This is a genomic window from Cytophagales bacterium (assembly GCA_019456305.1).
Classification (GTDB): Bacteria; Bacteroidota; Bacteroidia; order Cytophagales; family VRUD01; genus VRUD01.
On record VRUD01000050.1, the window covers coordinates 23,034 to 32,712 of the forward strand.

Annotated in this window: 10 protein-coding genes; 4 read left to right on the plus strand and 6 right to left on the minus strand. The window is 33.0% G+C overall.

The window, feature by feature from the left end; genetic code table 11:
• Window positions 1-2 precede the first annotated feature (2 nt).
• From FVQ77_11380 to FVQ77_11400, 5 genes are all read right to left on the minus strand, one after another.
• Window positions 3-404: a hypothetical protein gene (locus FVQ77_11380; GenBank protein ID MBW8050915.1), complete on the minus strand. Its 402-nt coding sequence runs from the start codon at window positions 402-404 to the stop codon at window positions 3-5.
• A 50-nt stretch (window positions 405-454) separates the two neighbouring features.
• Window positions 455-1,627 carry a glycosyltransferase family 4 protein gene (locus tag FVQ77_11385; protein ID MBW8050916.1) on the minus strand — a complete coding sequence of 391 codons (1,173 nt, stop codon included), beginning with the start codon at window positions 1,625-1,627 and terminating at the stop codon, window positions 455-457.
• Window positions 1,624-2,781, minus strand: a complete 1,158-nt coding sequence (locus tag FVQ77_11390) for a colanic acid biosynthesis glycosyltransferase WcaL (protein MBW8050917.1) — start codon at window positions 2,779-2,781, stop codon at window positions 1,624-1,626. Before FVQ77_11390 ends, FVQ77_11385 begins: the two co-directional genes overlap by 4 nt.
• Window positions 2,782-2,946: 165 nt before the next feature.
• Complete coding sequence (locus tag FVQ77_11395) at window positions 2,947-3,678, minus strand: class I SAM-dependent methyltransferase (GenBank protein ID MBW8050918.1); 732 nt, start codon at window positions 3,676-3,678, stop codon at window positions 2,947-2,949.
• A gap of 3 nt (window positions 3,679-3,681) precedes the next feature.
• Window positions 3,682-5,598, minus strand: coding sequence for a hypothetical protein (locus FVQ77_11400; protein MBW8050919.1), 1,917 nt, complete (start codon window positions 5,596-5,598; stop codon window positions 3,682-3,684).
• 283 nt (window positions 5,599-5,881) lie between these two features.
• Here FVQ77_11400 and FVQ77_11405 point away from each other — a divergent pair, with 283 nt between their 5' ends.
• The 4 genes from FVQ77_11405 (at window position 5,882) to FVQ77_11420 (ending at window position 9,033) form a co-directional block, all read left to right on the plus strand.
• On the plus strand, window positions 5,882-6,829 hold the full coding sequence (locus tag FVQ77_11405) for a sulfotransferase (protein MBW8050920.1): 948 nt from the start codon (window positions 5,882-5,884) through the stop codon (window positions 6,827-6,829).
• Between the two features lie 14 nt (window positions 6,830-6,843).
• A complete protein-coding gene (locus tag FVQ77_11410) occupies window positions 6,844-8,415 on the plus strand; it encodes an oligosaccharide flippase family protein (GenBank protein ID MBW8050921.1) in 1,572 nt (523 codons plus the stop codon).
• A gap of 77 nt (window positions 8,416-8,492) precedes the next feature.
• Window positions 8,493-8,684, plus strand: coding sequence for a hypothetical protein (locus tag FVQ77_11415; protein ID MBW8050922.1), 192 nt, complete (start codon window positions 8,493-8,495; stop codon window positions 8,682-8,684).
• Between the two features lie 139 nt (window positions 8,685-8,823).
• On the plus strand, window positions 8,824-9,033 hold the full coding sequence (locus tag FVQ77_11420; protein ID MBW8050923.1) for a hypothetical protein: 210 nt from the start codon (window positions 8,824-8,826) through the stop codon (window positions 9,031-9,033).
• 15 nt (window positions 9,034-9,048) lie between these two features.
• Here FVQ77_11420 and FVQ77_11425 read toward each other — a convergent pair.
• Window positions 9,049-9,679 (minus strand): T9SS type A sorting domain-containing protein (locus FVQ77_11425; protein MBW8050924.1); only part of this gene is annotated, 631 nt, incomplete at its 5' end.

Below are 9,679 nucleotides of genomic sequence, written 5' to 3' on the forward strand. Positions count from 1 at the left end.
AATCATTCAACAGGGGGTTGAACGGTTTTTTCGATTATTTCGTTAGGGTTCCCTGCAGGGTCTGTTGAGACGGTCTTGGTTGGTATTGCAAAGCTCAATATCGCCCATATAGCGGTGATGGTAATAACAGTAAATGTGGCAGAGATGCCGACCATCCATTTTATGAGGTCTGTTTTAGTAGTTTCAATTCGTTCAACAAACTCGGTTTTTAACTCGGTTTTAGTTGCTTCAATTCGTTCAACAAACTCGGTTTTGTCGCGTTCTGATTTTTCATAAAGCATTTTTAAGTTTTGATTGATGGCCTTGATATCAATCTTGATATCTTTGACATCATCAGCTATCCCATCGTATCTTCCTTCAAGATGAGAAACGCGCTGTGCTAATTCTTCTACTTCTATAGCCATAATTTTATTATTTTAACGCAAATATAACACAAAATGTTCATAAAGTATAGTTAATCACTTTTTTCATTATATAGTTCTATAAATTTATTACACACATGTTCAATATTATGTTTATTTAAATCAACCTTTAATCGTTTACTGTAATCGCCCTTCAAGAACTGATCAAAAACCCGGTGGCTAAAAGAATTTTGATTGAAACTGAGTATTGGCCGGCCTGCTAAAGCGTAATCAATTATTTTGCTTGGAGACTGATAGGGGGCCAGGTAATCAACATTGATCAAAAAATCTGCTTTGCTCAGCTCATAAATACATTCTGACCTGGGGATGTTTGAATGAATGCATAGCTTCCCGTTCAGCTTGCTTCTATATTGCTCAAGGATGCTGATGGTATCACCATTTTGAAAATTTGTATATATTAAAAAGTTGAATTGTGCTTTTAAACCTAATAAATAGTCAAAGAATATTTTAGGGTCTCTAACTTTTTTATAGAAAACACCTGCATAGGCAAATGTAGTTATCTTATTGAGCCGGTATTTGGCTGTTTTTATATTTTCTAAGTCAATGCCTTGGGTAATAACTTTAATTTTGTCGTTACTTTTATAATGTAAATATGCTTTGATGGCTCTTGTAGTTGGAACTGTTATATAATTAAATTTATTCATAACTTTTGCTTCTAATGATTTAAAATAAAAAGTTTTAGGGGTTTTAAAATGATAAAAAAATGGGTCACCATAATCAGCAACAGAAATTTTTGCCAGACGGGGATTTTTCTTCAAAGCTAAAGCAGTTCCTAAATGAACCGGAAAAGGATAAGAAACAGAGATCAGCATATCATAATGGTGTTTTTCAGCTAATAAAGTTTTTTTAAGCGTTATAGAATACTCCCAAAATTTACCATCTGGCAACAAATGGTTGAGCATTTTTTTCCCATACTTAAAAGCAAAATTTTTACACCGCTCTAAATATGAAATGTTATCTTTTGTTGATCTTATTGCTTTTGAGAGTTTTGCTTTGGCATTTCTGTTGAAAAAAAAACCGGTTGAAACCTTTTTAATATTAAGATCAAGATCTTGCTCAATATTTGAATAATCAAAATCGTAGTTTGGAATACAGACAGTTACCTGGTGGCCCTGATGAGCAAATTCTTTTGCCAGAAAGAATGTTCTATGCGCCCGGGGGGTATTTTCAGGTGGAAAATAATAGCTTACCAGAAGTATTTTCATTTCTTCAAGATTTGTTGATAAATATCTGACAGTTCAGCGCTGCGTAGCTTAACATCCAAATTGTCTTCTATAAATTTTCTATTATCTACCGCAATCTCTTCAAACAGTTGTGGATTGGTCAATAGTTTATATATAGAAAGGAACAGTCCATTCACATCTTTTTCTTTTACTAACAAAGTATTATTTTTTCTACCTAACACATATGGAATATCGCAGTGAGTTGTGCTTATTACAGGCATACCACCGGCTGCCATTTCAGTAATTAAAAAAGGTGAACCACCTTCTATGTCACCATCCGAAGCCATTATACTGGGAGAAATGAATAAATGGCATTGCTTTGCTATATTAAATAAGCAATTTTGACTGACAAAGCCCGTCATAGTAATTTTATTGCTGAGGTTATATTTATTAATAATGTTATATATCTTTTTTTTTTCAATTATATCCCGTTTTTGATCAGTGGCATTTCCTATCAGCGTTATAGTGAAATTGTCAAATTCTTTTTGCAAAATACCCAATGCTTCTAATGCATACGGAATACCTTTCTTTTCTCTGAATGTGCCTGCAATCAGAAATTTAATTGGTTGATGAGGTACAATTCTTCTTGGTAAAAATTTTATCTTTTCAAGATTTACACCTATACGTTGTATTATAATCTTGTCCTTAGAGCAGCCAAGATCGCTAAGCATGTTAGCTATTGCCGGCCCTCTGCACAGAACTAAATTTATAATCTTAAACATCTCCTCATATTTCATTTTCCAGTCATCTCTTTGAGGCAGCATTCCCACATCATACCCGAGAAATGAAACAATATGTTTGATCCCATGTTTTTTTGCTATTTTATGATCAATATATCCCCTGTCGCCAAAATGTGAATGTAAAATAACAGGTTTTTCTTTTTGGATGATCTGCTCAACTATTGAGATATTTGAAATGATACCGCATTTATTTAAAACTCTATTTATAAATAAATTGTTTTCGTTATTAGCCGAAAAGAGATTTTTAACAGGAAATTGGTCAACATTTTTCCTTTTATAACATACAACCATGTTATTTATTTTACCAGTGGGTATATTAGATATCTGCTCATAAAGCCATACCATGGTTTGCGGTAGCCACGTGCCGGTACTGTGCAATACTTTTATTTTATTCATTTAAAATGATCCATTTCTTTTAGTAGTGGGGGAAAATTTCAAACTGTTACTTTAACGTGAATGTGAACGTGAAAGGGTTGATTTTATTGACTTCTTACGTTCACTCTCACTTTCACGAAAGGAGGGTTGTTTCTGGTTTCTGGGTATTTGCTGCTGGACTACTTGTTAATGTTTATTTTTAAAAGTGATCTTCATCATCTTTTGCTTGTAAGAATGAACATTATCTTGTATGATAGTAACATCCAAATTGTTTTTTAACCCTAGATCTCTAAAAGTATCAAAAGTGTAAAAAAAGTTTAGATAGTCAGGGGTAAAATTATGATTAAAACCGTCAAGAAAACTGGCAAAGCAAAAAGTTTTGTAAGACATAACCTTATGGATATTTTCAAAACATTTTTTTATATCCCCGATTGGCATGTGAAAAAATACGCTTTTGACTAGTATAAAATCAAAAACTTCTCCGGAAAGATCATTAAAATTCAAATTTGAATTTGTTCTCAAATGGGGTCTTTTGTGTTCTAATTTGGCTTGAAATAAAAATTCTCTCCCCTCTTTTAAAATATCAGCGCTAATATCTATACCATAATAATGTTCTTCATTCAAATATCTGATAAATTGAAGTCCCCCTCTCAGACATCCACATCCAATATCGAGCAACTTATGATTGGGCTTTAATCCATGCTGCATCAGAAATTCAAGCTGAGGTAACCCACGATGTTGTTTTTCACGAGATGGTTTTCTTACGCCTACTGCGCCTAAAGGCCCAAGAGCCTTAATACGTAGTCGCATTACTTCTTTATAAAATGCACTATATGTATGATTACGATACTTATATTTTAAATATTTGTATTTGAAAAATAAGATTCTTTGTTTTATAAAGTTTTTAATATGATCCATAGATCATCTGCTTATAATTATTCTATTATTGTAGTTTTTGGCAGGGGTGGTTAAGATATAATAATAACTACCTATGGGTAGATCATTCATATTATATTCCAATGAATAAGTATTGTTTTTTTCGGCAATTCCTTTAAACAAAGTTTTAATATGAATACCTAAAATATTATAAAATTTTAAAGTGATCGGAATTGTTTCATCCACACTAAATTTAATAATGATTTTATCATTGGTTGGATTTGGATAACTTTCAAATCTCATCCCTGATGGGTTAGATAATCTGAGATTTCCGGACAGGCAAGGCAAAGAAATTCCTGAATTTGCTGCAAGTGTTATTATACAATTTTCAATATCCAGTGCAGAAGCGGGATCAATATGTTTACCATTTTGTGCTTTTACCTCATTTAGCAAAGCGCAAAGAACATTACCTGCAGCTAAAAGATTTCCCTTATCAAATTGTTTCTTTGCATTATTTCCTTTTGATTTAAGACTTTTTCTTACACCTTCAATATTAATATTTGCGAAAGAAATTGTATGAATGAGATGATCAAAAGTAACACAGCCACAACTGATAGGATTCAACTCACTATTTAAAAATATGATCCAAACTGCTCCTCTGTCAACTCCACCATCATCATCAGTAAAAGTACTTACAGCAAAATCTTGATTATTATCACCATTTAAATCACCAAGTGTAGAAACTCTCATACCAAATTTGTCATTATTATCAAGCGCACCTAAAAAATCTCCCTTTGTATCAGATATTTTTAAAAATGATTTTACAGTGCCATCAATATTTAAGAATAATATCCATACTGCGCCCCTGTTTTTTCCTCCATCATCACTTTGTGTTTGCCCAACGACAAATTCAATAATTCCATCACCATCCAAATCACCAATAGTATCAACTGATGATCTAACAAATTTACTATTTTCATCCACTATTCCACAAAAATTTCCTTGCGTAGCTGATATTTTCTGATGTGATTTTACAGTACCATCATCATTTAAGAATAATATCCAAATAGCTCCCATATGATTTCCGCCATCATCATCACCTGGAGCCATTACAGCAATATCAAGGGTCCCATCATTATTTAAATCTCCTATACTTGAAACACCCCTTCCAAAAAAATCAGTATCATCTAATTGGCCCAAAAAATCACCTTCAGTACTACTAATTTTTTGATGTTTTTTTACAGTACCATCTGAATTTAAAAATAATACCCACAATGCTCCCTTATCAGGTCCGCCATCATCGTCAAAAGCAACACCAGCAGCGATATCTGTGATACCATCTTTATCTAAGTCACCAATATTTGTAAGTGACCATGCAAAACGATCAAAATCATCCAGTTTACCCGTGAAATTACCCTCTGTATCACTGATCTTTTGATGCGATTTTACAGTGCCGTCAATATTTAAAAATAGTATCCATATAGCGCCTCTGTCTTGCCCTCCGTCATCATCTAAGCGTGCCGATACTACAATATCAATAATTCCATCTCCGTCTAAATCACCCAAAGATGCAATTGCAACACCAAACCTATCTGCATTATCAAGTTGACCGGTAAAGTTGCCTTCTAATGAGGATATCTTTTGATGGCCTTTGACAGTCCCATCACTATTTAAAAACAAAATCCATACTGCGCCCCTTGCATTGCCGCCATCATCATCAAGCGGTGCACCTGCAGCAATATCAGTGATCCCATCACCGTTTAAATCTCCAATATTTTCAATGTCTATGCCAAAACGATCATTATCATCTAATACTCCGGTAAAATTACCCTCTAAATCACTAATTTTCTGATGAGTTTTTACTGTGCCGGGTTGGGCATTAAGTTGCTCCACTACAACAATTGATTTAATCATTAATAAAAGGATCAACTGAACAGATAATAATTTATTTAGATTTTTCATAGTTTTCAAAGTTTAATTTCCATTAGTTTTGTTTAATATGGCTTGTTACACAATTTTAATAAAAGAAAAGGATTATGTCAAAGATTGGACCAAATCTCGATTTTAATCTTAAATTTTATCATTGCAAATATAGAATTTTTTTTAATTACAACAAATTTATTTAAATGTTTTTTTTAATTTTAGCGCCTCAAAAAGATAAACTCATTAGACAATAAGAAATTTAGTCGGGTAACCGATTTTTACACAGAATTAATATCTTTACAGAGATAATCTCTTCTTCTATATGAACCTATTCATTCATATTGGTTATCATAAAACAGCTACTTCTTATCTTCAAGAATTGATTTTCCCTAAATTATCTCATGTCAATTACATTCAATTCAAAAATAATATTGAAATATTTTCAAAGATTTTTTATCAGGATCCATTGAGTTTTGATATAAACTCAGCACGGTCAGATCTTGAAAAATGTATGGATGGCACTAAAATAAATTTGATCTCCAACGAAAATATGTCAGGCAACCTGCGTCTTAAATATAATAATAAAAACATTGCAGATAAATTGTATGATTTGTTTCCACGGGCTAAAATAATTATTGCGATCAGGAATCAGTTTGATTTTATAATATCTTCATATAAGCAGCATATCAGTGCAGGAGGTACGATGTCGTTTAAAAATCGTATTGGCTATAATAAAGGCAAAATACAACCATCTTATGTGCTTTATGATCATAGGGTTAATTTAGAGATGTTTAAGTTTAATAACCTGATCAATTACTATGCAGAAAAATTCGGCAAAGAAAATATACTGATCCTACTTTTTGAAGAATTTTGTCAGGATAAACACAGGTATTTGCAAAAGATATTTAATTTTATAGGTATTAAACCTGGTTATGATTTTGATGATATTAATTCTGTAATAAACAGGTCTTATGGTGCAAACCAGATTTTTATTGCCAGAATATTGAACAGATTTATTGCTTCCCAATATAACAGAAATTGGATAATCCCCCCTATTTACATACCATATTTTGGAAGATTAACAGCTTTGGAAATGAGGAAAATATTCAAATCAAAACTATCTTTCTGGCTGCTTGGAGATAAGGATATTAAAATTTCGGAAGATATCAAACACCAGATAAAATCTTACTATAATGAATGTAACAGAGCATTAAATAAAGCCTATAAGCTAAATTTGCCGGATTGTTATTTTCAGGAACCAAATAATTAAGTAATTTTACAAAATTGAACAGATTACAAACAGTTGCCTTAAATTCTTTCTCCAATACATCAATATTATTATTGACCAGCATCTTTTCTTTGATTTCCCTGCCACTTTTTGTAAGGTCATTTGGAGATGAACTGTATGGGATCTATATCCTGGGGCTGGGCTTTTCAGGATCTTTATTATTTCTCGACCTGGGTGTGGGCAGGGGATTGACAAAATATATTGCAGCGTATTCTGCTGACCGGGACAAAAAAAAGCTTTCATCGGCATTGTTTGTCAGTTTTATTACCATCCTGTTTATGGCTACATTAATGGCATGCCTGATCTTCCTGCTCTCTTTTTTTTTGAAACCATTGTTTAATGTATCGGATGCCAATATTCACATAGCTAAAAGCGTATTTTATTTTACGGCTGTCTATACCTTTATATTCTGGTTGTCAAGGATACCTAATAGCATACTTCGCGGATACCAGCTTTTTTATAAAAGCAATATCAACCAGCTTTTTGCTTTAGCGCTATATTTGATCATATATCTGTTAGTGTTTTTCCATAAAATCAATTTTGAATTATTTGTTGTTTTAATGCTTTTAGCCCGGCTGATACCTATGGGGTTAGATATAAAAGTAATTATTCAAAATCAGCTCTTAAAAGATATACCTCCAATATTATCGCTGCAGGCAATAAAGTTCTATTGTAAAGTACGGGTAAATCCCATCACTACGCTTAAAAACTTTTTTTTAAATAATGACTTTTTAAAATACAGCACTGACCTGTTTATCCTCTCTGTACTTACATTTCTGTCTATGCAGGCTGACAGATTTATTTTAGGCACGATTATGAGCGCTTCCTATATCACGATATACCTTGTTATAACCAAGCCTCTATATTTTATCAGGTCAATTAACAGCTTTATATTTTATGGCATAGGGCCGGTAATCGCCAGAGAATACAGCTTAAAAAACCACAAAATAATTAACGACATACTTATAAAAGGAAATTTGCTGCATTTCGCTGTTATTATCCCGGTTACTGTTTGGGCAATTATATTTATTGAACCTTTTATAGATCTTTGGATGGGAGGCATTTACAATGATCATGTAATATGGGGAAAGATCGCTCTGATGATCCTGGTATTAAATCCGTTCTACAGAACGATCAGCATTGTATTGACCAATACAGAGCACATTTATCACGTTAAAAGGATCAAAGCCTGGTCGTCAGCAATAAATTTTACGATAAGCATTACAGCAACATTTTATTTAGGTATAGGTGGCGTAATATTGGGTTCTTTAGTACAGGCAGCGCTGCATACATTTTTGTTCATGCGTGTGTCAAATAAAGTATTAAACGTTTCACCCCGGCAATTATATTCAAAAAAGGCATGGAAGATATTTCTGTATGTTTTTTGTATTTCAACTATTATTTACTATTTCTGGGACAAAATAATCATCAAAAGCTGGCTTGATCTGTTGATCTTTGGAGGACTGTCATTTATATTCCTGTCGGCTTACAGTTTATACATCCTGAATAAGCAAAATATTTTAAGTCTCAGATTATTTAAGGGTATCAGTTTAGCATTCAAATTGTAAATCAATTAATAATATAATTATCATTGTATTTGTTTTTTGAATGATTTGAATTAATTTTGTGGCGAAAACTATTTGAAATGAATAAACATCAAAGAATAAGTACGGCTAAATATTTGTATGATATGAGCAAGGGTGTTGCTCTTTTGGCTATTGTAGGCAATATTGTACAGGACAAACTGGATTTGTTTAATTTAACATTTGGGTTTGTTTGCACCGCTGCATTTTTTATATTTGCATATACTTTAGAAAAAAGGATAAATAATGATTGACCAGCTTACCATATTATTTATAGCACTTACTGTGATAGCGCTTTTGGGGATGGGCGTGGCTTATTTATTGGGATGGTTCAAAAAAGAAGAAGATAAAGTCAGGGATTGATTGCTATAAAATATTGAGGGAGAATTAATAATGAGTAATCTTGCTATATTATTATTAGCTATTGGTGTGATAGGGCTTTGGGGGATGGGCGCGGCTTATTTATGGGATGGTTTAAAAAAGAAGAAGATAAAGTGCGGGATTGATTGCTATAAATGTTTAATAATAAATAAAGGTCTGAACGGTAGAGACGACCAAATTGGTCGTCTCTACCGTTCAGACCTTTATTATTTTTTCTTATGAATGATTAGATAAAATTTATTCTATTATTATCTTTCTATTAATTATTCCTTCATCACTGAGCAGTTGCAGGGTATAGATACCTGTCGCTTGCTTGCCTACGTCAATTGTCTTTTGATATTTCCCTGCGTACTTGTTCAACCCTTCTTCATAAATTACCTGACCAATAGCATTTAGCAATTTTATCTCTAAATCCTTTGGTTGTGTAATTTCCATTTCTATTATGAATTCACCGGTGTTGGGGTTGGGGTGGATGTTTAGGTTGTTGATGAAGTCAATATCTGCTATACCTACACCGCAAGGTGGAGTAGTATTTACTACTGTAATTGTAGTTGTCCCTGATGTAGCAGAAGTTGGATTGGCACAGCTTGAACTTGATGTCATAACACAATACACCTGCGCATTACTTGTCAATGATGGAGTAGTATATGTTGAACTGTTGAACCCTACCGGGCTACCGTTCAAATACCATTGATAACTCGGACTACCCCCACCACCGTTTGAAGTAGATGTGAAGATTACGGTTTCACCTGAACATATTGTGGTAGTAGAAGCTGAAATTGATACTGACGGGGTAACTGTACCACTTACTGTAACGAATTTGCATCCCTGTGAACCGTTTCCGCAACTATTAGAAGGTATTGCACAA